26 protein-coding genes and 2 riboswitches are annotated in these 26,907 nt (G+C 34.7%); of the genes, 6 read left to right on the top strand and 20 right to left on the bottom strand.

The annotated features are described in order from the left end of the window. Position 1: 1 nt before the first annotated feature. The 9 genes from ABEY15_RS02200 to ABEY15_RS02160 all read right to left on the bottom strand — a co-directional run bounded on the left by ABEY15_RS02200 (position 2) and on the right by ABEY15_RS02160 (position 14,582). Entirely contained in the window at positions 2 to 1,105 is a 1,104-nt protein-coding gene (locus ABEY15_RS02200; RefSeq protein WP_429888156.1) for a cobalt-precorrin-5B (C(1))-methyltransferase, read from the bottom strand. A gap of 3 nt (positions 1,106 to 1,108) precedes the next feature. Then, positions 1,109 to 1,756, bottom strand: coding sequence for a precorrin-8X methylmutase (locus tag ABEY15_RS02195; RefSeq protein ID WP_429888155.1), 648 nt, complete (start codon positions 1,754 to 1,756; stop codon positions 1,109 to 1,111). A gap of 17 nt (positions 1,757 to 1,773) precedes the next feature. Beyond that, the gene (gene cobK, locus ABEY15_RS02190) at positions 1,774 to 2,568 is read right to left on the bottom strand and encodes a precorrin-6A reductase (RefSeq protein WP_429888154.1); all 795 of its coding nucleotides are present in this window, start codon (positions 2,566 to 2,568) and stop codon (positions 1,774 to 1,776) included. Further along, a complete protein-coding gene (locus ABEY15_RS02185; RefSeq protein ID WP_429888153.1) occupies positions 2,565 to 3,488 on the bottom strand; it encodes a sirohydrochlorin chelatase in 924 nt (307 codons plus the stop codon). Before ABEY15_RS02185 ends, cobK begins: the two co-directional genes overlap by 4 nt. 62 nt (positions 3,489 to 3,550) lie before the next feature. Beyond that, a complete protein-coding gene (gene cobJ, locus ABEY15_RS02180) occupies positions 3,551 to 5,176 on the bottom strand; it encodes a precorrin-3B C(17)-methyltransferase (RefSeq protein ID WP_429888152.1) in 1,626 nt (541 codons plus the stop codon). Between the two features lie 53 nt (positions 5,177 to 5,229). Next, complete coding sequence (locus tag ABEY15_RS02175; protein ID WP_429888151.1) at positions 5,230 to 5,613, bottom strand: (2Fe-2S) ferredoxin domain-containing protein; 384 nt, start codon at positions 5,611 to 5,613, stop codon at positions 5,230 to 5,232. Positions 5,614 to 5,740: 127 nt separating this feature from the next. Then, a riboswitch (cobalamin riboswitch) is annotated at positions 5,741 to 5,924 on the bottom strand. A gap of 177 nt (positions 5,925 to 6,101) precedes the next feature. Further along, positions 6,102 to 6,288: riboswitch (cobalamin riboswitch) on the bottom strand. A gap of 564 nt (positions 6,289 to 6,852) precedes the next feature. Further along, positions 6,853 to 7,584: a GntR family transcriptional regulator gene (locus ABEY15_RS02170; protein ID WP_088011497.1), complete on the bottom strand. Its 732-nt coding sequence runs from the start codon at positions 7,582 to 7,584 to the stop codon at positions 6,853 to 6,855. A 779-nt stretch (positions 7,585 to 8,363) separates the two neighbouring features. After that, entirely contained in the window at positions 8,364 to 12,797 is a 4,434-nt protein-coding gene (locus tag ABEY15_RS02165) for a discoidin domain-containing protein (RefSeq protein WP_429888150.1), read from the bottom strand. A 1,125-nt stretch (positions 12,798 to 13,922) separates the two neighbouring features. After that, positions 13,923 to 14,582: a YneB family resolvase-like protein gene (locus ABEY15_RS02160; RefSeq protein ID WP_429888149.1), complete on the bottom strand. Its 660-nt coding sequence runs from the start codon at positions 14,580 to 14,582 to the stop codon at positions 13,923 to 13,925. A 748-nt stretch (positions 14,583 to 15,330) separates the two neighbouring features. Here ABEY15_RS02160 and lexA point away from each other — a divergent pair. After that, positions 15,331 to 15,978: a transcriptional repressor LexA gene (lexA, locus tag ABEY15_RS02155; RefSeq protein WP_429888148.1), complete on the top strand. Its 648-nt coding sequence runs from the start codon at positions 15,331 to 15,333 to the stop codon at positions 15,976 to 15,978. A gap of 105 nt (positions 15,979 to 16,083) precedes the next feature. After that, the gene (locus tag ABEY15_RS02150) at positions 16,084 to 16,710 is read left to right on the top strand and encodes a GyrI-like domain-containing protein (RefSeq protein WP_429888147.1); all 627 of its coding nucleotides are present in this window, start codon (positions 16,084 to 16,086) and stop codon (positions 16,708 to 16,710) included. Positions 16,711 to 16,794: 84 nt separating this feature from the next. Here ABEY15_RS02150 and ABEY15_RS02145 read toward each other — a convergent pair whose 3' ends face one another. The 3 genes from ABEY15_RS02145 to ABEY15_RS02135 form a co-directional block, all read right to left on the bottom strand. Continuing rightward, positions 16,795 to 17,235: a hypothetical protein gene (locus ABEY15_RS02145; RefSeq protein WP_429888146.1), complete on the bottom strand. Its 441-nt coding sequence runs from the start codon at positions 17,233 to 17,235 to the stop codon at positions 16,795 to 16,797. Between the two features lie 357 nt (positions 17,236 to 17,592). Then, positions 17,593 to 18,009, bottom strand: coding sequence for an N-acetyltransferase family protein (locus ABEY15_RS02140; protein ID WP_429888144.1), 417 nt, complete (start codon positions 18,007 to 18,009; stop codon positions 17,593 to 17,595). A 134-nt stretch (positions 18,010 to 18,143) separates the two neighbouring features. Continuing rightward, entirely contained in the window at positions 18,144 to 18,785 is a 642-nt protein-coding gene (locus tag ABEY15_RS02135; protein ID WP_429888143.1) for a glucosaminidase domain-containing protein, read from the bottom strand. 195 nt (positions 18,786 to 18,980) lie between these two features. Here ABEY15_RS02135 and ABEY15_RS02130 point away from each other — a divergent pair, with 195 nt between their 5' ends. After that, positions 18,981 to 19,316, top strand: coding sequence for a L,D-transpeptidase (locus ABEY15_RS02130; RefSeq protein ID WP_429888142.1), 336 nt, complete (start codon positions 18,981 to 18,983; stop codon positions 19,314 to 19,316). A gap of 127 nt (positions 19,317 to 19,443) precedes the next feature. Here the strand turns inward: ABEY15_RS02130 and ABEY15_RS02125 are convergent, their stop codons facing one another. Both ABEY15_RS02125 and ABEY15_RS02120 read right to left on the bottom strand, forming a co-directional pair. Next, a complete protein-coding gene (locus tag ABEY15_RS02125; RefSeq protein ID WP_429888141.1) occupies positions 19,444 to 20,829 on the bottom strand; it encodes a sensor histidine kinase in 1,386 nt (461 codons plus the stop codon). Beyond that, the gene (locus tag ABEY15_RS02120; protein ID WP_429888251.1) at positions 20,826 to 21,470 is read right to left on the bottom strand and encodes a response regulator transcription factor; all 645 of its coding nucleotides are present in this window, start codon (positions 21,468 to 21,470) and stop codon (positions 20,826 to 20,828) included. Before ABEY15_RS02120 ends, ABEY15_RS02125 begins: the two co-directional genes overlap by 4 nt. A 226-nt stretch (positions 21,471 to 21,696) precedes the next feature. Here ABEY15_RS02120 and ABEY15_RS02115 point away from each other — a divergent pair, with 226 nt between their 5' ends. Continuing rightward, on the top strand, positions 21,697 to 22,515 hold the full coding sequence (locus ABEY15_RS02115; protein ID WP_429888139.1) for a metallophosphoesterase: 819 nt from the start codon (positions 21,697 to 21,699) through the stop codon (positions 22,513 to 22,515). 107 nt (positions 22,516 to 22,622) lie between these two features. Here ABEY15_RS02115 and ABEY15_RS02110 read toward each other — a convergent pair whose 3' ends face one another. After that, positions 22,623 to 22,934 (bottom strand): hypothetical protein, encoded by a 312-nt coding sequence (locus ABEY15_RS02110; RefSeq protein ID WP_429888138.1) that lies wholly within the window; start codon positions 22,932 to 22,934, stop codon positions 22,623 to 22,625. A 151-nt stretch (positions 22,935 to 23,085) separates the two neighbouring features. Between ABEY15_RS02110 and ABEY15_RS02105 the strand changes: the two genes are divergently transcribed. After that, a complete protein-coding gene (locus ABEY15_RS02105; protein WP_429888137.1) occupies positions 23,086 to 23,577 on the top strand; it encodes an FUSC family protein in 492 nt (163 codons plus the stop codon). A 109-nt stretch (positions 23,578 to 23,686) separates the two neighbouring features. Here ABEY15_RS02105 and ABEY15_RS02100 read toward each other — a convergent pair whose 3' ends face one another. From ABEY15_RS02100 to ABEY15_RS02085, 4 genes are all read right to left on the bottom strand, one after another. After that, positions 23,687 to 24,070: a glyoxalase superfamily protein gene (locus ABEY15_RS02100; protein WP_429888135.1), complete on the bottom strand. Its 384-nt coding sequence runs from the start codon at positions 24,068 to 24,070 to the stop codon at positions 23,687 to 23,689. 49 nt (positions 24,071 to 24,119) lie between these two features. Further along, complete coding sequence (locus tag ABEY15_RS02095) at positions 24,120 to 24,650, bottom strand: nucleotidyltransferase domain-containing protein (protein ID WP_429888134.1); 531 nt, start codon at positions 24,648 to 24,650, stop codon at positions 24,120 to 24,122. Between the two features lie 91 nt (positions 24,651 to 24,741). Then, positions 24,742 to 25,023 carry a PspC domain-containing protein gene (locus ABEY15_RS02090; protein ID WP_429888132.1) on the bottom strand — a complete coding sequence of 94 codons (282 nt, stop codon included), beginning with the start codon at positions 25,021 to 25,023 and terminating at the stop codon, positions 24,742 to 24,744. A gap of 27 nt (positions 25,024 to 25,050) precedes the next feature. Further along, positions 25,051 to 25,230: a hypothetical protein gene (locus ABEY15_RS02085; protein ID WP_429888130.1), complete on the bottom strand. Its 180-nt coding sequence runs from the start codon at positions 25,228 to 25,230 to the stop codon at positions 25,051 to 25,053. 294 nt (positions 25,231 to 25,524) lie between these two features. Here ABEY15_RS02085 and ABEY15_RS02080 point away from each other — a divergent pair, with 294 nt between their 5' ends. Beyond that, the gene (locus ABEY15_RS02080) at positions 25,525 to 26,292 is read left to right on the top strand and encodes a divergent polysaccharide deacetylase family protein (protein WP_429888128.1); all 768 of its coding nucleotides are present in this window, start codon (positions 25,525 to 25,527) and stop codon (positions 26,290 to 26,292) included. Positions 26,293 to 26,321: 29 nt separating this feature from the next. Here the strand turns inward: ABEY15_RS02080 and ABEY15_RS02075 are convergent, their stop codons facing one another. Further along, positions 26,322 to 26,873: an AAA family ATPase gene (locus tag ABEY15_RS02075; RefSeq protein WP_429888126.1), complete on the bottom strand. Its 552-nt coding sequence runs from the start codon at positions 26,871 to 26,873 to the stop codon at positions 26,322 to 26,324. Positions 26,874 to 26,907: the final 34 nt, after the last annotated feature.

Below are 26,907 nucleotides of genomic sequence, written 5' to 3'. Positions count from 1 at the left end.
TTTAATTGATGTCACTCTTTCGCACCGCCTTTCCTAACAATTGCCCCTTCATGGTATATAGGGTCGTATCTATGTCGATCCCGCCATTGACTTCCTTTAACGCAGCGAGGCAGCAAAGGTCGCTAAGCATTTCGAAAAAGGATAGATGGCCCTGTGCTGTCATCAAATCACCAACCTGTGATGCCGTATTGGCAGTTCGAATTTCCTCGACCAGGGTAGCATCAGCACCGGTACGACTTGCCACCTCAGCTAAAAAATCAAAATTTATCGGGGCACTTTTCGAGTGGACCATCATGATCCCCATTGCCACTTTTGAGAATTTCCCCATCATGCCGACCATCGAAACTCTCTTTACCCCTTGCCTCTTGCATTGTTTAAGGGTGAACCCGACAAAGTCACCCATTTCAATAAAAGCTTCCTCTGACAGCTCGGGGAATTGCTTCATGGCATTTTTCTCGCTCCGACCACCTGTTGTAATGACAACGTGCTCGCAGCTACTGGCCCGAGCAACACTAATAGCCTGGATGATACTGGCCTTATAAGCAGCTGTGGAAAAAGGAACGACAATCCCGCGCGTTCCGAGAATAGAAATCCCACCAATGATTCCTAAGCGTCCATTGAGTGTTTTTTTGGCGATTTCTTCACCGGTTGGTACGGAAATGACGATTTTAATGCCTCTTGTAATCCCGAATTCTTTTAATACCCCTTCGGCCGTCTCTCGAATCATCTTGCGGGGAACGGGGTTAATCGCGGCCTCTCCGACAGGAACGGGCAAACCATCCTTTGTGACCCGGCCAACCCCAATTCCCCCATCAAGCACGATACCTGGTTCATCGAGCCATGACACAGTGGAAACAATCAAAGCCCCGTGGGTGGCATCTGGGTCATCCCCCGCGTCTTTAATCGTACTAGCGGTAGCCGATTGGTCCGTTACATCACAGCTTTCTATCTGGAAGGTTGCAAACCGCTTGACGGGCAAGTAAATCGTTGATTCTGTTTGTGGTTCACTCGTAATTAAAGCCGTCAGCGCTGCTTTGGTGGTTGCTGTTGCGCAGGCCCCAGTCGTATATCCTTCGCGCAGCTTTCCTTTTGGTACTTCCTGCATGGGTTATCCCCGTTCAGCCATAATGGAAATGGCATTTAATGCAGCAACTGTCACGGTACTGCCACCTTTCCTGCCAATATTGGTGATGAATGGGATATCGAGCTTAGCTAGTTCTTCTTTTGACTCAGCCGCAGAAACAAACCCAACAGGCAATCCAATGACAAGACCAGGTTTTACTTCTCCTTCTTTAATCAGGCGGATAAGTTCGAGTAAGGCGGTTGGAGCATTCCCAATGGCAAAAATACCGCCATCTGCTTCTTTGATTGCCTTCCGCATCGAAATGATCGCTCTTGTTGTATTCAGGCGTTTGGCTTCCTGGATGACATCCGGATCGGAAATATAGACTTTAATTTCTCCTCCAAATTTTTGAATTCGTGCTTTATTTGCCCCGCTTTGAATCATTTGAACATCTGCAACTACCATTTTCCCGCTCCGAATCGCTTGAATACCGGACTGAATAGCGTCAGGATGGAAGAGGACGCTTTGCCCAAGTTCAAAATCAGCGGATGCATGGATGATACGCTGGACAACTGGATACTGCTCCTCAGTAAAAGGGTGCTCCCCAATTTCTTCATTAATCATTTCAAAACTTCTACCTTCAATCTGTTCCGGTTGGACGGTTAACGGTTTAAATTCTGTACGAAAATCCATTTCTCTCACTCCTGTATTTAAATGATTGTTCTGGTGACGATTGGTGTGGAACCAATCTTTTTATGTAATTCTGCGATGACGTTGATAAAATTAGCATAGACGGTGCCATAATTCAGTTTCGGGCGGCCAATTAGAATAACCTCAATCCCCAGTTCTTTGGCGGCTTCCACCTTTTCATCGACAGATCCGACTTTCCCGCTCTCTTTAGTCACCATTAAGGACACGCCATATTGATTATAAAGAGCTTTGTCAAACTCTTTTGAAAATGGGCCCTGGATTGCAATAATATTTTTCTGTGGCAGCCCTAGCTGCTCACATTTTTCCATATTATCCACACGAGGCAGCATTCTGGCGATCAAGCGAATGTCCGGGTTACCTAATAGTTTTTCTGTGAAAATTTGAAGCGTCTTGCTGCCTGTCGTCAGCATCACCACGCCTTTATTGGTCAATGCAAGCTCCGCAGCTTCCTCGTAGCTTTCGACGACTTTCATTTTGTCATATTGAAATTTTTGTGACTCCCGTTCATACCGAACATAGGGGATTCCCACCGTTTCGGCCGCTTTAATTGCGTTTTTGGAAGCTTCTTCCGCAAACGGATGACTGGCATCGACAACCGCTAGAATCCCTTTTGTGTCAATCAACTCCACCATGTCTGCATCCGTTAATCTTCCTACTTGAACACAAATACCTGACTCCCTTAATTCAACTGCTGCATTTTCTGTGACAACTGAGGCCAGGAGATCGAACCCTTCCTTTTTTATTTCTAAAGCAAGGGCTCTTGCATCACTTGTTCCGGCTAACACGAAAATCATCCTCTAACTCCAGCTTTTTGCACCGCATGTTCGTGATCATGGTGATGGTCATCGTCATGATGGTGATGGTCATGGCCGTGATGATGATCGTGATCATGGTGGTGGTGATGATCGATATGTTCCATCACATTAATACGGTATTGGCAAGTATCGCAGTTCATCTTCACCTCATCACGTAAGGCTTCTTCCACTCGATCGATTAAAATCGTCTGTAATTTTGGATGATAACCAAAATAGTCAGCCAACTGAATTTCAACCGCTGCATATTGATTTTGAATAGGAACCATCATATCTTCTAACCGTTTAATCAGGATGCCGGTGAATAAAAAGTAAGGCAGTATTACTACCTTTTTTGCTCCAAGCTTAATACAGCGCTCAATCCCTTCGTTCACTAAGGGATTGGTCACCCCCATAAAAGCAGGTTCGACGATTTTATAGTTTGTTTTTTCCCATAGTAATCTAGCAATTTTATATAAATCACTATTCGCATCGGGATCACTTCCGCCCCGTCCTAACAAAAGGACAGCAGTATCGTCTTCGATGGATTCTACATTCTCGCCAATTTCCATTAATCTAGTTTTTAGAATTTCAAATGTTTCCTCATGAACACCGATTGGTCGGCCATAAGTAAATTGAACAAGTGGATATTTATTCTTTGCCTCATCAATAGCTGCTGGAATATGAATTTTGGAGTGTCCTGCCTGTAAGAGCATGATCGGAATCACCACAATATGGTCGGCCCCTTTCTCCACACATAGATCGATGCCTTGATTCACTGTTGGTCGTTCAAATTCTAAAAAACACGTCTCGACTAGAAAAGAACCTTCCCAAGTCTTTCTCATCTCACGGATGAACTCACGAACCTGCTGATTTCCCTCTTGATCTTTACTTCCATGCCCCACAAATAAAATTGCTCTCAAAATATTTCCTCCCCTTTGTTTGTAATTTCCTTACCTTCCAATTACCGCTAGTCTTCTCTTCTTTATTCCCCGCAAACAGCCGCTTCGATTTTAAGGTTTGGAGTGATATCCTGGTACACAAAACCTTGAACCTCTTTGACCCGTTTAAAAAATTTATAGAAACGTTCATTTGGATATGCCTTTTGTTGGTACTCTTGAACAATCCCCTCTAAGACCCCGACAATTTTGTCCGGTGCGATACCTTCAGCTACGATTTGTCCAGGATGAGCGCTTCTTCCAGCTGTCTTGGCTCCTAAAAATAAATCAAACGCTCCCTTACGATAGACAATTCCAATATCGTCTTTTACGGCTCCATAACAGGCCATGCCGCAGCCATTCACACCAAGTTTCAATTCTTTTGGGAGTTCCATGCCGCCAAGCCTTTCTTGAAGCTCATCGGCATAAGGGATGGAATCCTTCTTTTCTCCGTCACAAAAATCACAAGCTTTTACGGTTAATACGTCGCCAACAGGAGCAATCAAAAAGTTGACTGCCGTTAGTTTTTCAATAATCTCATCAGGCTTAGAGGTTAAAATTTGCAGCTTCATAAAATGGTCTTGTGTGTATTCCATGACTCCTTCTTCTCCGACAATTTCGGAAAGAATGGCCATCTGAACCGCAGTAAATTTTTTATTGGCGACACCAGGGCTGACCGCTACCTCAAAAATAGATTGAAAGTCTTGCTTCACAATTAAATCTTGGGTTCGTCCATAGGTCTCACCAAGGATCATTTGCAAGGCTTCCTCAGCCAACTCTCTTGGCGACTCTTTCACTGAGGTTGGGGTGACTAGTTTCTTGTTTACCGGCGTTACATCTCCCATTTGCTCAAGTGCCCATGGTTCGGCTTCCTTTTGCAGACGCTGATGCGGTTTCAACGGCTGAATTGCCTGATTTAATGTATACTTCCGCTGATAACCGCGCGGAGTGATCATCAAACTATCGTAGAAAAATGTTGAAGAGTTCCCAATTAAAACCGTGGTTAACATGCCAATTTCATGTTCTAGCATCTCTTGTAAATTGGTTAAGACGATCTTTTGACTATCACGGTATGCACTCTTTACCAATCCTACAGGGGTGTCTGGCGAGCGATATTTCAATAGAATTTTTTGTGCTTCCACGATCTGCCGTGTTCTTCTCCCGCTTTTTGGATTGTATAGGGCAATCACAAAATCAGCTTGAGCGGCTGCTTCGATACGTTTCTCGATCAAGCTCCAAGGTGTTAAATGGTCACTTAAACTTATCGTACAGGCATCATGCATGACCGGCGCACCTAATAAAGCAGCACAGGAGTTGATGGCAGAAATGCCAGGGACCACCTCCACTTTTACCCCCGAGTCTTTTTTCCAGCCTTTTTCAATTAGCACTTCGTAAACAAGTCCTGCCATTCCATATACACCGGCATCACCGCTCGAAATGACAGCTACCGTATAACCGAGCTCAGCTTGTTTTACAGCCTCCTGGGCACGGCTCACTTCTTCTGTCATTCCTGTGCTGATGATTTGCTTTCCAGCTATTAATCCCTTGATTAAATCAACGTAGGTTTTGTAGCCGATGATGATATCACTTTCTTGGATGGCTTCCTTTGCCCGTCCGGTAATATGTTTTTCATCACCAGGGCCAAAACCAATAACCAATAATTTACCTTTCACACTATTACGCCACCTTCCACAATTTCAAACTAGAATCCAGTTACTATCCGCCGTTAAATCTTCTCTTTAACCGCTTTTTGTACTCCTTCGATGCATTCCGACCCTTCTGGATGTATGAACCCAGCTTTGGAATATTGATAGATCGAATGCTCTTGAAGGCATTGACCTTCCGCCAGATGACGCTTAACAATCTTAGTTCCCACTTCAGGGGTTACGTTTTTATACCAAGTCCCTGACGGATAGACGATGGCAACTGGAGCATCCTTGCATCTCCCATTACATCTCGTTCTTGTTGTATGTATGATTGAATCTAAGCTTAAATTGGTGATTTCATTTCGGATCGCTTGTGTCGCTTCCTCCCCACCCTTTCTCATACAGCTGCTACCGTTACAAATCAAAACATGGTGTTTCGTCCCTTGTAAATTCCAAGTAGTCATGTCACACACTCCTTTTAGTTTTTTTCAAAAAAAAGCACCCCTATGGACATAGGGGTGCAGAATAAAATACACATAAAAAAATAGCAATGTAAGTTCAGCACTTCTACCTATGTTCCCGTAGGTTGATTAAAGCTATTAGGTATAGGCAGGTCTCCTGACTTAGGTTCATCATTCTATTGCGTCTTCCCGAATTCCTTCAGTGACATCTGCATAGAACTCCCCCTTACAGTGGCGGGTACCGTGACGGATTTAAACCGTACTTCCCTATTAAGCACTAATTTTCAAAGTGCACCAATCCTAATCTATTCAATTTTTAAAAAGACTTGTTTCTTCTAGAGGCATACTATAAGAATTAAAAATGATTTAAAATCATTTAAACGAAAAAATCCGTTCAACATAAGTTGAACGGATAAAACGTCAGCACAAAGAAAGTTAATAAATAATCCTTTTTGTCCAAACGTTTCATCTTCTCAACCCCCGAAGAAATCGAAACTTTAAAAGCTAAGACAGGTCTCCTGACTTGTGTATCTTCCTACTTTAGACCCTTCCCGTAACGTCCATATAAACGTTTCAGTGGTTTGTCTATTTCGTCCACACTTACAGTTGCGGGGACAGTTCTGGTATTGCTCCAGATTCCCTATTAAGCCCTAAGGCATCTTAACTAATTGTTAACAAATTATTATTTAATTTATTAGATATTAATATACTAGTCTATCAGATTTAATATTTCAAGAGTTTATTAAACTACTTATATGAAAACGCTACCCTTCATTAACTTCATAAGTAATTTAATGTAATATAGAAATAGCAGAAATTAAATATGACATTTCTATTTTTTGTGGCCATGGCAACAAAAAATTGTTACGCTTCCTCAAGAACTTATTGCATTTACTAAACGGGCTACCCCTTGTCTCAAATTGATCAAGCTCGCTTTTGTGTGATGACCAGACTATCAATTTAATAAATACTGCAATAATTGCATTGGTATGTATAAAAAAATAAAATAACATTCTTAAAATAATATTATTTTTCCAAATAATACTATAAACTATCTCTTCAATTCTTCTACAAATGGATCTTAGAAAGGTAATATGAATGACATGTGAACATCCCATTACAATAAATTTACAATAATCAAAAAAATTCCAACGGATTGTTGGTACAAGATTAAAATTTATTAGGTTGTTGGTATAGGTCAACTTTATATAAAACCCATAGACAATATGCTATGAGTTATGATTAACGTAGTTCTGTGTAAAAGCGACATCGATCGCCACGTACAATGGAGATACAAAATTCAACAGGCTCACCATTGGCATTGTAGGCAGTTCGTTCAAGGAGCAGTGCGGGACGACCTTCTTCCGATTGCAAATATTCACTTTCGTCGGCACGGATGAGAACTGGTTCAAAAGCCTCTTTTGCTCTTGTTACAATGGTATTGAACTGTTGTGAAAATAAATCATATAAAGAAATTTCGCCTACCTTTTTTAACTGCTCTATATCTGTAACAACATGTTTCGGAATAAAAGATGATTCCAAAATAAACGGCTCATCTTCAGCACAGCGAAGTCGTTTCATTTCAATGACATTCATATTTTCACTCAACTGCAGCGCTTCTTTGATTTTGACAGTCGGTTTGACTTCTTCTATTTTCAGAATGATATCCTTTGGATTCAGTCCCTTTTCTTTCAATACTTTGCTAAAGCTATAGAATCCCATCAATGACTGCTGTAATTTTGGTTTTGCCACATATGTACCCTTACCTTGAATTCGGTAAAGGATCCCTTCTTGAACTAGCTCCTCAATTGCCTTTTTAGCGGTATTCCGGCTCACACTGAATTGAACCATCAATTGATTTTCCGATGGGATTTTATCACCAGGGGTCCAATTTCCATTTTCAATCGAATCCTTTAGCCTTTCCATTAATTGGTGATAAAGTGGGATTAAACTTTCATGCTGCAATGGTTTCATTTTATTAAACATGCCTCCAAACCATACTTAGTTTCTATTAATATCATAAATTATATCACCGACACATGTAGAGTCAACCTAACAACCAGGTTCTATAACGTTATAGCTTCTTCCAAACTATTATAATGATGTTTTATCTAAACGACTTAAAAATAAATCAAAAAATAAGGAAGCTCGAGATTCTTCTCTACACTTCCTTATCTTCATTCCCCCAGATTTTTACAAACCACGGGCATGCTGTCTCTTTCAAGACAATATTTAGTTCTTGAATATTTTTTTACAAATTTCTTGTAACCAAAAACCTGTCTGGATACACAAATTGATCAATACCTCCATCTCTATTTATACTTGTGTACCGCTCATCTGTATTAAAGAATGGATGTAATAAGGAAGAAGAGTTTTTCTTCCAAATAACCAATTATAAAAACGGGTTGTTGTACAAATTAATACAAAAGAATAACTCATAGAAACTAAATTATGAGAATAATAGTTAGTTGTTTCAAGTAATTCTATTATACGCCTTTAACAACAGGGTCACTGTTCCTATTGGCGACGGTGAGTCAGGTGTATTGCGCCAACCTTTATTAACCCGCAATGAAACCTTCGTGCCAACCATGACAATAAGTAAGGCCAGATAAGCAACTGGTACAGATTAAGACTCCTTGTCGAAACTAAAGATGTTCACATCATAATTGATTTCCCCATCAACCTCGATGATACATACATAGTTGGCAATGTTGTCCTGTTGCATTTCCTATAACATATCTAAATATTTACTATTATTTCTCTACATAAGCAGGGTTCTTTGTAAAAACTTTTACCTCTGCAACAGATAACATAAGTGGCCCACTATGCGATTCCTTAAAGATAATCGATAACTTTGTAAATTTGGTTCCAATCGGTATATCAGCCACTGCTAAATCGAAAGTTACTGATTTGTCGTCAAATTGAACACTTTTTGCACCTAAATCATACTCTTTTCCAGAATCGGAATATATTTTGGCACTTAGTGTTTTAATTTTGCCATTCGTATATTGTGGGCGATTGTAAACAATAAATTTAGTCAACTCTTGTGGTTTAATAAAATTAAAATCAACGGGCAACGGTAGTGAAATTCCTTCATTTCCGGTGAGACTCCATTTCAATTCCGCCAATGAATTTTCACTTATCTCACCGTCAATCAGATTGGCAAAAGCTGCTGCACCGCCCTGCATCTTTTCCCCATCACCAGTAACTGTCATATCTTTATCCGATAATTGCAATTCCTTAGGCTCTTGTGGTTGTTCAACTCCTCCTGGTTCCTGTCCTGGAGTTAAAACCTCTCCTATTTTATCAATAGTGTCAAAGGCTGTATTAATTAGTAAGGATCTGGTAATTGGAATATCGAATTGAAGATCTTTCTTAGCCTTTAACTTAAGCGTGACTAATGTCTTCGTACCATCTAATGTATTTTGTGTTCCCTTGTTAGAAAACGCAGCCATAATTCGTTGTTCAGAATTTCCAATACCCGCAAGAGCAGAGTAATTTAACATATTGGCTATGTCATTTGAAGGCGTAACAATATTTTCACCGCAAGTCCCGTCAGGTTTACATTCTTTTACTAATTCATATTTGTTCGGATCCAGCCCTAGTTCCAGGTTAAACGCATTGATATCCTTTAATCCTGCTCCTATTATTTCTACTGAAAATTCCTCTCCTTTTTGTAACTGCTGCTTACTTGGTCTAATGTCCAATAGTCCGGCAACCGGCCTTCCTGTTGCTTGAAGAGGTTTTCCACCTAATTTAGATGCTACATACATTAAATCGTAGGCATCAATTACACCATTAAAATTAAGATCAACCCTTGATACCTGTCCCCAAGCTGTATCCGTTTGGTCAACACCCATATAGCTTGCAAAGAAGAGTAGGTCATCTTCATCAATGACTCCATTCGGTATATTCTCACCTACAACGGTTCCTCCTGTTTTATCCTTTTTGTATGGCCTGAATTCCTGTGCACTTCCAAAGCCGCCTACAGAGTTTAAAATGGTTAACTTAATATACCTTGCAGTAATATTTCCCTTAAAATCGATGACTTTTGTTTCATTATTCCTTTCAAATGTTCCATCAGTAATGATATTTTTATAAGTTTTGCCATCTAGACTTACGTCTAAATTGTATTTTAATATTGTCCCATTCCCTGCATCAGGTCTTGGAACATACTCGAGCTTATCTAGTTCATATGCTAGCTTCATATCAATCTCAAAGGTATGTGGCAGTTTATTGCCAGCATCTCCCCATTGAGTATGCCACAATGAATCATCCTTGCCATCGACTGCTAAAGATGCTTCTTGTCCCGGCTGTTCACTATCTGCTTTTGCCGTCATATTCTTAGGGACATTTCTGTATCGGTCAAGCTTCGTTCTTATTTTGATTTCATCACTCCAGCCAGATGAGCCTTTTGTATTCGTTGCTCTTATTCGATAAGAATATTCTGAATCAGATGTTAAACCTGTATGGAGATAGAATGGTGTTTGCTGACTATCACTTGTCTTAAACACATTTGTATGAATAATACCATCGATCATTAAATCAAAAGTTGTATTCGAACCATCAACCTTTTCCCAATTTAATTTAATTTCTCGATCTGTAATGCTGGTGTCATCAGCATGAAGCCCCGATGGAATCGTTGGTACTTCTTTATCTACTACATCCTTCTTTTGAGTATTATTGAAGCCATCTACTGTAAAAGTTATTTTATTTTTCGTGATGTCTGTTTTCCCTACCTTAATATAAAGCTTTGGTGATGTAATAATATCAGTCTTTTCAAATGGTGAGCCTTTTGTAGAATATTTGTTCAAGTTTGGCTTTTCATTATAGAAGTACACGTTTTCTGAGTTTTTATATTCCGCTTCATTCGTAACTTTCCTTAATTTAATATCTTTATTTCCAACCTTAACCGTTATATCTCTCGGGATTACACGTGTGTTGACAATCACTTCTGTGCCCCTGTTTGTAACCATCCCTTTATAGCCCTTTCCTTTTGCGGTATCAACGGTTATAACAGCTCTTTCCTTAATCACCTTTGAAGTAACCTTCGTTCTTGTATTTTTCTTTTCCTTATAATCAACAGTTTTCCCATCGTCTTCGTATAGAGTAAACTCTGATTTTCCCGATGGATATACTTCAAATATTCTATTTTCAGAACCATTTAATTCATTAATAGAATTATTTTCTGGTGCCATTGGAATAATTGCCCCATCTTTAACAAATACAGGGGTCTTCCATAATGGAGCACTAATGTTATGAAGAACTGAACCTCCCTTGTATTGCTCACCTGTAAAATAATCGATCCAAATTTGATTTTTATCTGGAAGATAAATATCGTTCCTTACTTCAGCTGCATTAGAGTTTCCATCATATATTGGTGCAACTAATAGATTCGGCCCCCACATATATTGATATTGTGTTTGCGTACCGTAAGTGTAAGGATCATTTGGATATTCTAACATCATTCCTCTAATCATTGGCATGGATTTTGATGTAGCTTCCTCAGCAATCGTGTAGATATATGGCAGCATCTGTGATTTTAGATTTAAATACATCCGATTGATAGACGCATATGGTTCACCATAATTCCATGGATTTTTAGATTTACTGTAATCATTGCCTCCAGATGCCCAGCCATCCATGTCGATTTGGATAGGAGTGAATGCTTTCCATTGGAAATCACGGGTCTGTACTTTTGCATCTCCACCAAATATACCATCCATATCTGAGCCGACGTTTGGATTTCCTGATAAGCCTGCTCCAATGTAAGTAGGGATATGCATTCTTATGTACTCCCAATTACCGCCATATTGGTCGCCTGACCATAATCCAGCGTAACGTTGAGTACCAGCCCACCCATCTAGCGAAATAACAAATGGACGTGCACCACCTGAATTATCTTCTTTTTGAATTCCTTCTGCTGCTAAGCGTGTGGCATTTAAGGCCATGGAATATCCTTGTCCAACCCATGCAACATCCGTCTTTATTGCTCTTACACCTGCTTTAACTTCCCCGTCAAGGTCTCTTCGTAAAGGACTATCAACAGGTAGATTGGGATCTGGGTAGAGATTGCTTTGTGTCCATAAGCCCACCTCTACTTTTTGATTATTTGCTTTATCAACGAACTGCTTCAAATTACCAAGTCCGCCATAACCGCATCCATAGCCATCATTTGGTAAAAACCATCCTAACGGCATATCCTGATCTGCATATTGATCTATTGTATTTAATCCATTAGTCAGGAGTGTTCGTTGGTCCTTATGACCATTATGAGTTCCATTAAAACAATCTGCATGACCTAAATAGAAACCGTATTTTGGCATAAGTGCCGGTTTCCCAGTTAATTCTGAATAATCATTAATGATTTTTGGAATGGAATCATCTACAAAATAATAAGCGTCAAATCTGTCTTCACTGTGAGTTAAAGTAGCAGTTTTTGTAAAATCATAAACGCCTGGCTTAAAAGTATTTCGCATGACTCCGTAGCCTTCGGTGCTTATATAGAAAGGGACAGGGCTTGATGCAGCTCCTGCATCCCAACCTCCCCCGATTGAAATGTTTATGGAATTATTCTTATGTGCATAAAATCCATTCTGTTGACCTCCGCCATAAAAATATTCGTTTTCTTTTGTATCAAGGGTTTGAACTGTACTTCCGTTGGAATGTTTTAGCGGTTCACTTTCACTCCAAAGAATCTTTGATCTTTTTTTATCGTAAAGGCTCATCTTTGAAGTCGTTTTATCTACTCTTATCTCTAAAGCATCAGTGGATATTTTATAGACATTTTTATCACGATCATCAACCTTAATGTCAATTTCACCATATTGTCTATTGTAACTGCCAACATTTTTGTCAATAATTTTTGTTACATGCTCAGGCTCATTAGGAGTTGGATATTCTTCAAAAATGCCCTTTGGGTCCAAATGCAGTCGAAAAACATTATTTTTTAGGAAGTTAATTTTTATTTTTTCTCCTGTTTCTAAATCCAAGTACACATTATTTCTTTCTTTCGTAATCTTTGTTACTTTTCCTATAGTCTTATAGTTTTGATTGTTAGAAACATTATTAATTTCGCTCTCCTTTTCAGTTACAACAGCAGATGCTGTTGGAAGCATAGAAAGCAACATACCCACTGATAAACACAAGCTTACCAGATTTTTCAACCTAAATTGACGTCTTAGCATATTCTACCTCCGATTTTAGTGGTCTTCTGAAAATGAAATTCCGATTGTCTTTAATTCTTCTGATGGATCATTGGCTTATCCAATTCCTAGTAGATCCAATTGGAAGAATAGAAAGACGGCTCCATAAAACTCAAAAACTTGCAATTAGTCCTATTAACGGATAACTTTTTTTATCTACACCACCCATCTATATTTTTTTATATATTTTTATAACTAAATATATAAGCGTAATTAAGTAAGTCCTTCATAGAGCATTAATTTGTGGTTTTCGTATTATGAGAAATGGAATTTGATATAATAAAAGATTATGTAAAATCTAGATTGATAAGGGGAATTTAAGATTGATATATATGCCGATGAATGTTAGATGGATGTGCTATCTTGATTAATCAATTTAGCTCTTCGTTGTATTTTTTTATTTATAATGCCCTTGTTGCCTACTGAGATGCATTTTTGTTTTATATCTAATATAAGATGTATCCAATCCTCTCTTCTAACTTCAATAGATGGAATTTTCTTACAATTTAATTATAAGATAGATTGGGTTGATGGGTCAACCCAATAATATAAATATCCTGATGGAGATAACGTCAGGATTATTCGAATTTACACCATAAAGGCAAAAAATGTAGTATAAATAGGGTAATTAAAGTATCTTATTTTAAAACGTTAGGTTTTTCCGACTTTAATGTAAAATTAAAAGTCAATATGGTAACCATAAAATTATTTTTTCATTACGACTTTCTTACCTTATCTATTCTCAAGTGATAGAGTTTAATTTGCTCATCCCCCCCCTTATGATTAGTAAATAGTTTGTCAGAGACAAATGGGTAGTAGGAATCACGTTTATTTTAGGAGCGTATATGATCACACTTGTTATTGTATGGTTTAGTATACTGATCCGATCAAGCACAAATATACAAAATGTAAAAGGTGGCTCATCATGTCAGTAACAAAACTTGATGTCAGTATTTTATAAGCATTTCAGCCATTACATTAATACTAGGTTAAGATATTCTAAATCCTTCATTAGGAAAAAATCTATTTAAATTATATTATGTATTTCTTTTTGATTATTAGAAAAAGCTAACTGATATACTATTAAATTACAATCTCTAATTTTCTTTAATTCTTAATAGAATCCTGATTTAGTTCATCGAAATATTCTTTATACCTTCTATGAACAGTTGCCCTACTTACTTCATAACCTAAACCTCGTAATGTAGCTGCTATTTCATGAAAAGTAAGTTTCTTGTTTCTAAGATTTATTATTTCTTCCACAGGCAATTCTTTTTTTTCCCTACCTCCTAAATGATTATTTGATATATTCTTGTGAGGTTGAAAACCATTCTCGACAGCTCTACGCATCCCCCTGCTTATTTTATAATTAGCAATTCTCCGTTGAAACTCTTCTACTGTACTTAATATTTCCAAGACCATTAAATCCGCATCCGATAAAGATATCTCCCCATGATCTTGAATTGTATAAACTTTTATTGCCATTTTGCGTAATTCATGGATAAGTGCAATTTTCGAATGTCCCCTTCCTAATCGGGTATCGTCTTGTATAAGTAAGATCTCAGCCTGCTTATCCTTAAATATTGCTAAAGCTTCAATAATTCCTTCACGTTCTATATCAAAGCCACTATGTCTTTCTTCAATTATCTTAATCACATCAAGTTTATTAATATTTGCTAATTTTTCTAGTTCTTCCCTTTGTCTTTTTAATGAAGTATCTTGTGTATTTTTTTCTGTACTAACTCGGCAATAAATAACTGCTTTCATTTTTTCTCCTCCTCTTAATTCACGAATCTGACTTAATCAATTTGAGATAGTAATTTAATAAGTCTATAGGTTTACAAAAAAATATGGCTTGTTTTAAAACATTAAAATATTAATTGTATAAAAATTATAAAAAACACCACTAAATCAAAGTTATTCTTATTGTATTTAAAAGATTTTCTACAGATATTTAAGTTTTTTATCCGCGCGATTCTCCTAATCCTATGAATCTCCGTTAATATTCCTCGACAATACTTAAAATATCTAAAACCATTTGATCACTTTTCACTTAATTGAAACTGACTATTTTTAGAAGATGTAAATAATCTAATCACTTCTTTCTTTAAAAAAATGTAATAAAGCGCTTCTTGCATGACCTCTTCCTAATCACGTTTCATCTTGTATTAGCAAAGCGTCAACTTGGTGATCTATTATTACTGAAATTGTCTTTCTCTTTCTACTTCATATCCACTGGCCTGTTCGCCTATTGTTTCTAGAATACACATTCCCATCCGCTCACCTAATTCGGTTAGTACATTCATTTTTCTATGTAATGATGTTTCTTGTTAATCCTTTGCTGTACTTACTCTCGCGTAAATTATTGCATTCATTAACTGTTCCCTCCATACGAACACGAAAACTACTTTATTAAAAAATAGAACTAACGTTTGTATATCATATCCTATCATGATATAATGAAAAAAATAAAGAGGAACGTATTATCTACTTTATAGGCAAGGGGGAAATTAGAATGAACAAACTATCGAAAAGGCAAGCAGAAATTTTAGCTTATATTAAAGATGAAGTAAAAATTAAAGGTTATCCACCTTCAGTTCGAGAGATTGCTGAGGCTGTTGGTTTAGCTTCAAGCTCTACAGTACATGGTCATTTAGAGAGACTAGAACAAAAAGGCTATATTCGAAGAGACCCTACGAAACCGCGTGCAATCGAGATTCTTGGAGATACAGCAACGGCTGTGAATGAAGTACAAGCATCATACAGTGAAATCTATAACGATATTATTAACATTCCGGTAATCGGTAAAGTAACTGCAGGTATTCCAATTACTGCAGTCGAAAACGTAGAAGAATATTTCCCTTTACCGACATCTGTCGCTCCTTCTAACGAACAAGTTTTTATGTTACGAGTTGAAGGAGATAGTATGATCAATGCTGGTATTTTGAATGGCGATCTTGTAATCGTTAAAAAACAATTTACTGCTGAAAATGGCGAAATTGTTGTTGCCATGACTGAAGATAGTGAAGCTACTGTAAAGCGCTTTTATAAAGAAAGCGACCATTTTAGACTTCAACCTGAAAATGATGCCCTGTTTCCTATTTTATTAAAACAAGTATCAATTTTAGGGAAAGTAATAGGAGTTTATCGTACATATCATTAAACCTTTTACAAGCAATGACATATTTATGTGATTGCTTTTTGTTTTTAACAAGCATAGACATATCAAAATAAACCAAACTGACTGATCATAAAGGGAGGTTTTTTAGTGAGTAAACTTGAGTGGAGAAAAAGTTTAAAAGAAATTTATTTACCAAAAAGTAACCCTAGTAAAATTAAAATACCAACCTTTAAATATATAACGATTGAAGATAAAGGCAATCCAAATAATGAATTATTTAAAAAAAATGTCGAAGCGCTTTATTCTTTAGCATATGCTGTTAAAATGTTACCCAAAAAAGGCATTGTTCCAGAAGGATACTTTGATTACACTGTCTTCCCTCTTGAAGGTGTTTGGGATTTAGATGAAGAAGGTCGAAAACTAGACTACTTAAATAAAGAACATCTTTTATATAAATTAATGATTAGACAACCCGACTTTGTTACAGAAGATTTAACTTACACCATTTTAGATCAACTTAAACAAAAAAAGAAAAATCCACTGCTAGCAAACGTAAAACTCGAATCGATTACTGAAGGCTTATGTGTTCAAACCATGCACATCGGAAGCTATGATGACGAGCCAAGAACTTTTAAATTAATGGAAGAGTTCTGTAAGGAGAATAATCTACAAAGAGTTCAAAAAACACATAAAGAGATTTATATTTCTGATGCAAGAAAAACTCAAGCTGAAAAATTGAAAACTGTTTTAAGATTTCAAGTGGAGGAACTATAGACAAATTAAAAGAGCTTGGAAGTTCCAAGCTCTAGACTTACTATTAGTTAACTGGAACAGATCACTTTTAAATTAATCACTTTATCATTCACTATAACTCTCAAAATTCTTCTCTAAATCATCTCTAAACGCAATTGCTAAATAATTATCGATTATATTTCTAGTAATAGGTGATTGAAATACTTGACTCTTATATGCCCCACCCTCATATTCAATTATATCAATCTTATTTTCAACCTGTTCATTTTGCACCTCATCAAAATATTTAATACTAACTACTACCCCAGCGTCATCAATCGTAATTAATAGCTCTCTTTGATTTAATAAGACCTCAATAACACCATCTTTATCAATCATAATATCAAACTCACCATTCGAAACTTCAATTTCCTTTTTTAAAGACTCCTTTAAATCAACAAAATATGATTCGAACTTCTCACACATCTTACTATATGCCATATTTTCTGTAACAGTTTCTTTATATATTGCTTTTGTTTTTAAGATGAATTCCCTTTTAAAATCCATATTTCCACTCCTTGTAGTGATATAATTGGAGCATTTATATATTATTACTATTCATCATGTAATGAAAAATAGAATAACAGGAAGAATGTATTTAAAAATTTTTTATACTGATTAGCCTAAAGTAACAAATCAATCAATCCATCAGGACTTTTTACACACTTTTTCTTATTTATTGTTAATAAAAGTAAACGTTTTCAAATCAACTATGAACAAGGATTATTTCGAACTAAGTTAGAGAACCCGTTGAGAATAAATTAATATAGTATTGAAGATGGGTATTTGGAAGTGGCTAATGATAATTGGGGTAATAAAAATATTTTTATTCTTCTTCAAAAAATAAATAACCAAAAATATCGATTAATCTATTAATTTTACAAAAATAATTTCAGGATCTCCTTCATCCAAATTATCGATAAATCCACTTTCAATATATCCTAGAGATTGAAATACTTTTTGCATTGGGATATTAGATTTGTTAGTAGATGAAAATAATTTCTTTTCTGAAAAAACTTCAACATATTTCATGAGATTTTGTGCTATACCAAGCCTCCTCGTTTTTGGTGAAACAATTATTAAATCAATAAATAAATGGCCAAAGAAAAATTTATGATAAATCATATAACCTACTATCCTCTTATTCATTTCACAAACAATGCATCGATTTACTTCAATTGATCGTTTAATTTGATTTTCCCTAATTCGACTTTCAATAATTTGAGAATCTAAAGTTACAATTGATTCACAATCATTCATTTCCGCATTTCTAATTTCCACTTTCGTTCTCCTTTTCTTAAATGATTATTGTTAACTTTTCTATAAAATTCTTTCAAACCCTCTTATGTAGTAGGTTTAAATTAAAAAACCTGCATTTATTATCATACAGGTCATTTTATAAATGATTAAATAACTTATAGATTTGTTGGATTGAAAAGTTTCCCCCATGTTTTTACCCCAACAATTCCATCAATTACTAAATCATTTTTTCTTTGAAATTCTTTCACTGCTTTTTCGGTTAAAATCCCGAAAATCCCATCCACTTTAACGCCTATTTTTTCTTGAATTTTCTTTACTTGTACTCCCCTTGATCCTTTTTTTAAGATTCCCTTATAAGGATGTAATTCAATTTGAATAATCCTTTTATATAATCCATTTTTAATATTTGCATTATTAACCGAGATGAGCACATCTGCATAATTTGGAGCTACTGCCCAACCTGCCTCAGCAATCGCTTTAAATTGTTCATCAGCAGTTTTGTATGTTCTAACTTTACTGTACCTCGGATTATTTAAAATAAAATCAACAAAGCCCTGAACTGGATCATTATATTTTATATAATAACCACCTTCATTTTTAGGTCTAGCTGTTCCTCTACTACTAAGTGGTAAACCTGGATACCAAGTTTGACCTGCGATATTGTTATTTTTCTTAAAATTTTTAGACGTAAAATGTGCTGTTTCTACTTGCCATTGAGTATAAATTACTTCTGTTAACCAGCCAATCTTTTTTGAAACCTCTTGGGCAGATTGAAAATATTTAATAGTATTAGACACTATAGACTAATCCTCTCCTTAAAGTGCTTGTCCTATAGAGTATTCATTTGCTCCAATCATGGTACTAAGGAAATAGTAGAAAAGTAATGGAACATACTATTTTTTCTATTTATATTTCATATTTCTATTACTCCTCTTGTATTTAACAACTATTTAACTTTCTTCATACTATGGTTAAAAACTGGAGCTGATAAAATGACTAATTGGATCTACATTTCTACATCAAACCGCCAACTAAAACTTTTCGATGGCAACAATCTGCTTAAAACTTACCCAATCGGTGTTGGAAAAATGCTTACTCCTACTCCTACAGGAACCTATACAATTATTAATAAAGATCCAAATCCAGGTGGACCTTTTGGAGTACTATGGATGGGACTATCAGCTCCACATTACGGAATTCATGGAACTGATAATCCTGCGACTATTGGTCACTTTGTTTCACATGGTTGTATTCGAATGTACAATAAGGATGTACTTGAGTTATCCTCAATGGTTTCAATTGGTACAGGTGTGGTTATTCATCAATAAATGTAAAACCTAAGAGATGGATTTACATAGAATAATAGGTACTTCTATGTAAATAAATTTACTTTCATATAATGCTGCTTTATGGCTTGAATAGTAGAACTAAGAAGAAAATTTAAAAACCCTTACTTTACTGTAAGGGTTTTGGAAAATAAATTGAAAATTGTATGTTTCCATCTATTATTTTCACAACATGTTTTAACTGATGACGGATTAAAATCGATTTTACGATCGCTAGACCTAAGCCTGTCCCAGTTAAATGTTTATTACGTGAAGCCTCCATAACATAAAATGGTTCCCAGATTTGCTTAATTTGAGTAGAATTTTTAAGATTTGTTTCATTTTTAATCATGAATACAATTTCCCCATTTTCCTCGTAAATCTTAATATTAATTCCCGGATTTTTTGTATATTTAATTGCATTACTAATTAAATTATTAAATACTTTCTCAATTTGGTCACGATCTACTTCAATATTTAGTTGGTTCGTACTACTATATTCTTTTGTTAAAGTGATATTATTTTGATTCAATTCGATTTCAAAGTTTTCCAAACTAGATTCAAAAAACTTAATTAAGTCAAATTGTTCGATATGTAATATTTCTCGTTCAATTCTTGATAACTCTAATAATTTATCGATTAATCGGTTTATTTGATCTGTTTGTTTAATGATTGTATCAATATAAGTTCCATCATCTATTCCGTCTTTAATGCCTGAAGAATAAGCTTTGATTAAAGCCAATGGTGTTTTAAGTTCATGAGAAATATCTGAAATGAACGTTTTTAAATTTGCATTCCGTTGATTTAAATCATCATGGGCAATCCTCAAATTGTCACTCATTTCGTTAATACTTTTAGCAAGTTCTTCGATTTCATCATTTGTTGAAATTTTTGCCTTTTTAAAATCTAATTGAGCGATTTCTTTAGAAATATCTTTTAACTCTTTTAATGGATCTGTTATTTTTTTTGACCAAACCCAAACCATTAAAATCAATATTAAAATCAAAAAAATCATTATATAAATAGTAAATTTATTAACGATTTGAACCGCATCACTTAAATAAACAATCGAGACACCGACTACAATGAATACATTATCCTTTTGAATAAAATCGACTAAAAAACTAGATTTCAACTTACCTTGGTCGTAGATTTTACTAATTCTTTTACCACTTTTAACTTGGCTTAATGTTTGTTCTGTAACCCAAAATTTATTTAAGGTTACTCTTTTTTTATATAGATTATCTCTTAATAATCCATTAAACTGGTCTAAATTTGTTTGAATTGGTTCATAAACGATTGTTACATTATTTTTTTGTTCCAAATGATTAATTGACTGTTTAAACTCAGCCATTGGCATCTTGTTTATTGCTGTTGAAAGGTCATGTACTCTATTTTTCATCTGAAATAAGTAATATTTAGGTAATAAATACGAATTGATAATTAAATAAAAAATAAAAACAAAAAGAATACATACGGTAATTGTGATCGATATTTTTCTTCCTAATCGATTCATTTTTCTTTTATAAGACTGTATCCTAAACCTCGATGTGTTTGAATAAGATCTTCTCCTATTTTTTCTCTTAATCTTCTTATATGGGTATCCACTGTTCGATCATCTCCTTCGTAATCAATCCCCCATACATTCACTAATAAATCCTCACGTGATAAGATATTTCCACGATTACGAACAAAACAGCTTAATAAATCAATTTCCTTTTTCGTTAAACTTAAATTCCCCTCGTTTTTAAATGCTATTTTACCTTTAAAATCTACTTTTATATTACCAATTACAATATGATGCTCTTCTTTTAGTAATTTTTTAGCTCTAGTAATCAAGACACCTGGATGGAATGGCTTTCGTACATAATCGTCAGCTCCTTGTTTAAGAGCTAGTAATTCGTCCTCATCTTCACTTTTAGCTGTTAGCATTAATACTTTTGTTTCACCATTTTTCTTTATTTCTTTACACACATTAATTCCACTATTAAAAGGCATCATCCAATCTAAAATAGCTAAATCAATTTTTTCACTATAAAAGATTTCGATAGCTTGTTCTCCGTCTTCTGCTAAGAAAACATTGTATCCTTCCTTTTTGAAATATGCCTCTAAGATTTTTAACATATCTTTTTCATCATCAGCGATTAGAATATTGATTTTTAATTCCTCCGTTCATTCTGTTATTTTGTCACGTTCATGTAACAAAAGGAGCTTAAACTGTTTTCTAGGGGGAGTGATCATATGAGGATAATTGAAATTTTAGTCAGTGCTCTATTTATTTTATTTACAATCTTAATTGTATCAATTCATTCATAAAAGGCAGGTTATAGATATGAAATATACCATATTTCGGAGGTTCCTTAGAAGATTAATAGTTTTTACGTTGATATTATTAATTTTCCCTATTAGTTTATATAGTTATTCAAAAAGTATTGAACCAAAAATGTTAGATGTAAATCAAATAACAATCTCATCAAATTCCGTTTCAAAGCAGATGGAAGGAATGAAAATTGTTCAATTTAGTGATAGTCATCTAAGTGCTCACTATACATTAAAGCAATTAAATAATGTTGTCGATCAAATTAATAAACAAAACCCTGATTTAATTGTCTTTACTGGTGATTTAATTGATAATAGTGCTTTATACAATAAATTAGATCAAATCCCTGCTGTACTTAATCAATTAAAAGCAAAATATGGTAAATATGCTATTTATGGAAATCATGACGTTGGTGGTGCAGGGAAGAAAATCTCATCATCTGTTTTCATAAAATCTGGTTTTACAGTTTTAGAAAATGAACAGAAAGAAATCGTCTTAAAAGATCACAGTAAACTAAATATTATTGGTTTGGATGACTATCTTTTAGGAAGACCAAATCCGGCAGAAGCATTTAAAAATATACAAAAAAGCGCCTTTAATCTCTTACTAGTCCATGAACCCGATGTGGCAGAACGACTTAAAGGGTATCCCATTGACTTACAACTCTCTGGCCATAGTCATGGTGGACAAGTAAAACTTCCATTTCACGAAGCGATTTATACTCCGCCATTAGCAACTATTTATACTGAAGGGTTATATAAAATAAATCATCATATAAAACCTTTGAACTTATATGTTAATCGGGGGATAGGAACAACACGGCTTCCGTTTCGATTTTTTAGTGTTCCAGAAATTTCAGTTTTTACTTTAACGAATAAATGATTAAACCCGCAAGGATATGAATTCCTTGCGGGTACATAAAAATTATCCTATATAACCAAGTTCACAAAATTTTCGTAAAGTATAAGAATCACGTTCCAATGAAGTTGTTAGGACATTGGACTAAAATCCTTCCAGATTGTTACTGATAATAGTTCATGGGTAATGTCTTTACTAAACCAAGTTTCATTCCATTCAACCTGACTTCTTTCAAACCTCGTTCTTTCTTCATATTCTTCTTTACTTCTATATTTAATAAATAAATTAATGTAATAATATTGCTCATCTTCCCTTTGCATAAAATTCATTCCAATATTTGAGGGCTCTGAATGAAATTTTGGATGTGCTGACTTTTTTAACCTCGATTTAAAATCCTCTAAAAACTTCTTTTCAAACTTATATTCAAATAAGACGGTGATCATTGTTTCAACTCTTTTCAATTATTAGTTGTCTAATAGTTAAACACTATTATAAGTATTCAATTTCTTATTTATTCTTAATAACAAATCATACATAATGGATTTAATTTGAGTTGATAATAAAAAAAATGGAAAAGTTCTACAAGAGGTGCTTATGGAAGAAACACAATCACTGAGCTCAACTGAAAATATAACTAGTCTGATTTGGAAATTATCAATTGGTTCTACATTAGCATGGGAAATCTCAAAACTTTTTGGTTCCTCACATCCCTACCTAGGTCCAGTTTCTCTTATACTCACAATTCAATCGACAATGGACAAAACCATTAGTTTATCGATCAAGCGAGTAATTGGAACAATGATAGGAATTGTAGTTACAGTAATAATTGCGAGTTATCTAAAAGTCAATGGATGGACCTTAGGACTTTTAATTTTAATTGGTACATATATTGCTAAATATTTAAAATTAGACAAAAAAGTACTTCACCAGGTCGCTCTCACAATTCTATTTGTCTTTGCATTTGAGCATCAATCAAAGGATTATGCGATGGATCGAATGAGGGATACGCTTGTAGGCATCTTGATTGCTGGTTTAATACAGTTCGTTTGGTCTTCATTTATATCAAGAAAAAAAGTATTGAAATAGTACAAAACATAGCCCGTTTTAATCATTTTTTCAATTTTTAAGAGGATTAATTAGAATGCTCCCAAAGTAAATCCTCTAGTTGTTCTTCACATTATTGGCAATAATTCTTTTAGTCTTTCATGTTTTCATAAAAGACAATTCTATTACCAAATGGATCTCCAACCCGGACCTCTCGTGTTTTCCAAGGAGTTTCTTCAATGCCAGGACGAGCATACTTATATTTCTTTGACAGCAACTTTGAATGAAGTAACTCTAAATTTTTTACCTCAATTCGAATAGCCGCACCTGGACTACAATCACCATGATGTTCAGAAAGATGAATTACACAATTGTTATAAGAAATTTGCATATATAAAGGAAATTCAACTTCAAATCGGTGCTCCCAATCAATCTCGAATTCTAAAAATGTTATGTAAAATTCTTTTGCCTTATCTTCATCAAACATACGTAGTATAGGTGTTGGACTTTTCATAGAAATTTTAGATGTACTCATTTCTTTTCTCTCCTTTTCTTTTAAACCTACTGCCTATTAACAAGTTCAATTAGCTTATTGAATCAATCATTCCTTGAATTACTCTCATACTCTCAATATCCTTTGGACGAAGCTTGCGTCCCGTACCTTTTTCATAAACCTTTTTTTCTTCAAGTAACTGGTATGGGTTTAGGACATTAATTGATATACCTTTTAAATTATATTGTTGAATTGGCAAAGCATCTTTTCTCCATTCCCAATCTGGAAAACCATTCGCTATGATTTTACCTTCTTCTGATATTCTAACAAATACAAAACTCACATCGACTTCATCTTTTATGAAATCTGTTTGAAGCATACTGACCGGTATTTTCTTAAAACCAGCAATAACCATTGCCTCTTCTAACTCTTCCCGATATTGAATGAAAGTGACTAAATCAATATCCGAGTGTTCACGGGTCACTTTACCAAGAAGAAAATCAATTGCCCACCCTCCTCGAAGCCAGAGTTGAATTGTTAGATTTAAACAAATTGTATTTATTTCATTGATGATCTTTAATTGATTCTCTACTAAAACGGCTTCGTTGTTGTCCAATTTCACCACACCTTTTCACTTATTATGATAAGTTTCTATCTCAAACGATTTTGGACCTTCTACAACTTTTCTGTTATCTAATTAATTGAAGTCGCTACTAAAGACCCAAGTTTGATAAAATTACTATTACGATTACAGCAAATACAAAAGCAAGTATCATCGTTTTAAACCTACTCTTCTTTCTTACATTTTCAACGTAATAAAAATCATCATTTCCCATCAGTGCTCCCAAAACTAGATAGACTAGAAGTGATACTGGCAAAAATACGAATACCAATCTTACAAGAATTGATGAGATTGATAAAGCTTCTGCAATTCCTCCACATACACCTAAAAATACATAATCTGTATTCGATTTATATAATCTATTTCTATTCATTTTATCTTCCTCTTTTTGTTTATAAGTCTATCGGCCCATGTTCCACTTATTTATCAACTTCTTCACATTCTCATTTGGACTCCAGCAATTAAACTTATAGTTCGTCATTGTTTCAAATCCCAACCTACTACAATAATATTTCATACCTTTTACTTGTTTCTCTGCTTTAAAATGCTGGCACGTTGCACAGCAATGGAAATCTTTCATATATCCTCCTAAGATGAAAACAAAACTTTAACTTAATTACATTCTCCAACAGAATTAAAGTTCCTTTTTTATAAAGTAAAATTGGAATTAAAATAAAAAAGTGAGCAGCAATAGACTACTCATACTACTTTCAACTTTTAATTTTAATTGAATTTTTATTTATTAAATTGAGCATTAAATCACATTTGCTGTTGTATTTAAACATTTTAGTTTCTTTTCAATTTTTACGGTTATTTTCTTTATAATCACAGAAAATAGTAGAGCATAGTAATTAATGGAAAAGGAGATTTACCGATGAAGCTTTGGATTACTTCTATTTTCTCTATATTTGTAGCTCTATCTACTACCTGCTCTTCAGTATTTGCTGAGCCTAATCATAAGCTTGCTATAGTGATTGATGATTTTGGTAATAACATGAAAGGAACGGACCAAATGCTTTCGCTACCGATCCCATTAACAATTGCAGTGATGCCTTTTTTACCTTCTACTAAAAAGGATGCAACTGTTGCTCATTCTAAAGGATATGAAGTAATTGTTCATTTACCAATGGAACCGAGGAAAGGGAAAGCAAGTTGGTTAGGTCCAAATGCGATTAAGACCAACTTAAGTGATGACGAAATTCGAAGAAGAGTTCTAGCCGCTATTTATGACGTCCCATACGCAATAGGAATAAATAATCATATGGGTTCAAAAGCAACTTCCGATGAGAGAGTAATGCGCATTGTTTTAACTGCTTGTAAAGAAAGGGGCCTATTTTTTTTCGATAGTAAGACGAATTATCGGAGCGTAGTTACTAAAATTGCGGATGAGATAGGCGTCCCGGTCATTGAAAACAAATTATTTTTCGATGATTTATACACCTATAAACATATAGAAAAGCAAACTCGATTACTATTAGAAAAAGTAAGAGTCGAACCAACTATGATTGCGATTGGACATGTAGGAGAACCAGGTGAAATTACCTCAAATGTAATAAAGGAATATATACCTAAAATAAAAGAAGAAGCTAAATTTGTATTTTTATCAGAATTAGTAGAAAACCTTCCAATCCCATTACATTAAGATGGCTGCAATAAAAAAATTAGGAACCGCTATTTTGCGATTCCTATATTTTTTGATCTATTTACGGTAAAATAATCTTCAACCTCATTTATATTATTAGCAACCAATATTTTATCATTGTAATCTTTATACTTTTTAAAAAATGTTGGTTTCCCCACTTCTTCAAAATACTTATTCCATTTAAACATTTTGAAGAATATTTGAAGTGTCGGTTTATAATTTGACTTCTCTAATTTAAGTTTTTGTAAGAAAAATCTTTTAATAATTCTGTAAGTTCTAACTGAATAGCTAGTATCTAAAAAAATAATCAACTCTGCATTTCGAAAACTTTTACCTACCCATTCTTCATTATGAACGCCTTCAATAATCCATGTATCTGAACGAATGAGTGTATCTAAATAGCATTCTCTTTCTTGTTCGGAACGCCTGATATCTTTATTGCCCTTTTGCCTTTTCCATACAACATTATCTAACTCATAAAAAGGTATATTTAGCTTATTGGACATCTGCCTTGCTAAAGTCGTCTTACCACTTCCAACTGAACCAATGATATGTATTTTTTTTGGTAGGCTATTTTTCACTTAAATCACCACTTATCTTTAAACATTGATTCTA

The organism is Gottfriedia acidiceleris (assembly GCF_050457485.1).
GTDB classification, from domain to species: domain Bacteria; phylum Bacillota; class Bacilli; order Bacillales; family Bacillaceae_G; genus Gottfriedia; species Gottfriedia acidiceleris_D.
The sequence above is the reverse complement of the archived record's forward strand: the minus strand, read 5'-3'. Positions and strand labels throughout refer to the sequence as shown.

Excerpts from the sequence above, each read along its gene's own strand:
- ABEY15_RS02170 (WP_088011497.1), bottom strand. The coding sequence starts at position 7,584 with ATGAAACCATTGCAGCATGAAAGTTTAATCCCACTTTATCACCAATTA.
- ABEY15_RS02165 (WP_429888150.1), bottom strand. The coding sequence starts at position 12,797 with ATGCTAAGACGTCAATTTAGGTTGAAAAATCTGGTAAGCTTGTGTTTA.
- ABEY15_RS02125 (WP_429888141.1), bottom strand. The coding sequence starts at position 20,829 with ATGAATCGATTAGGAAGAAAAATATCGATCACAATTACCGTATGTATT.
- ABEY15_RS02080 (WP_429888128.1), top strand. The coding sequence starts at position 25,525 with ATGAAGCTTTGGATTACTTCTATTTTCTCTATATTTGTAGCTCTATCT.
- ABEY15_RS02200 (WP_429888156.1), bottom strand. The coding sequence starts at position 1,105 with ATGCAGGAAGTACCAAAAGGAAAGCTGCGCGAAGGATATACGACTGGG.
- ABEY15_RS02090 (WP_429888132.1), bottom strand. The coding sequence starts at position 25,023 with ATGAATAGAAATAGATTATATAAATCGAATACAGATTATGTATTTTTA.
- ABEY15_RS02175 (WP_429888151.1), bottom strand. The coding sequence starts at position 5,613 with ATGACTACTTGGAATTTACAAGGGACGAAACACCATGTTTTGATTTGT.
- ABEY15_RS02100 (WP_429888135.1), bottom strand. The coding sequence starts at position 24,070 with ATGAGTACATCTAAAATTTCTATGAAAAGTCCAACACCTATACTACGT.
- ABEY15_RS02160 (WP_429888149.1), bottom strand. The coding sequence starts at position 14,582 with ATGAAAGCAGTTATTTATTGCCGAGTTAGTACAGAAAAAAATACACAA.
- ABEY15_RS02085 (WP_429888130.1), bottom strand. The coding sequence starts at position 25,230 with ATGAAAGATTTCCATTGCTGTGCAACGTGCCAGCATTTTAAAGCAGAG.
- cobK (WP_429888154.1), bottom strand. The coding sequence starts at position 2,568 with ATGATTTTCGTGTTAGCCGGAACAAGTGATGCAAGAGCCCTTGCTTTA.
- ABEY15_RS02130 (WP_429888142.1), top strand. The coding sequence starts at position 18,981 with ATGACTAATTGGATCTACATTTCTACATCAAACCGCCAACTAAAACTT.
- ABEY15_RS02105 (WP_429888137.1), top strand. The coding sequence starts at position 23,086 with ATGGAAGAAACACAATCACTGAGCTCAACTGAAAATATAACTAGTCTG.
- ABEY15_RS02195 (WP_429888155.1), bottom strand. The coding sequence starts at position 1,756 with ATGGATTTTCGTACAGAATTTAAACCGTTAACCGTCCAACCGGAACAG.
- ABEY15_RS02110 (WP_429888138.1), bottom strand. The coding sequence starts at position 22,934 with ATGATCACCGTCTTATTTGAATATAAGTTTGAAAAGAAGTTTTTAGAG.
- ABEY15_RS02145 (WP_429888146.1), bottom strand. The coding sequence starts at position 17,235 with ATGGATTTTAAAAGGGAATTCATCTTAAAAACAAAAGCAATATATAAA.
- lexA (WP_429888148.1), top strand. The coding sequence starts at position 15,331 with ATGAACAAACTATCGAAAAGGCAAGCAGAAATTTTAGCTTATATTAAA.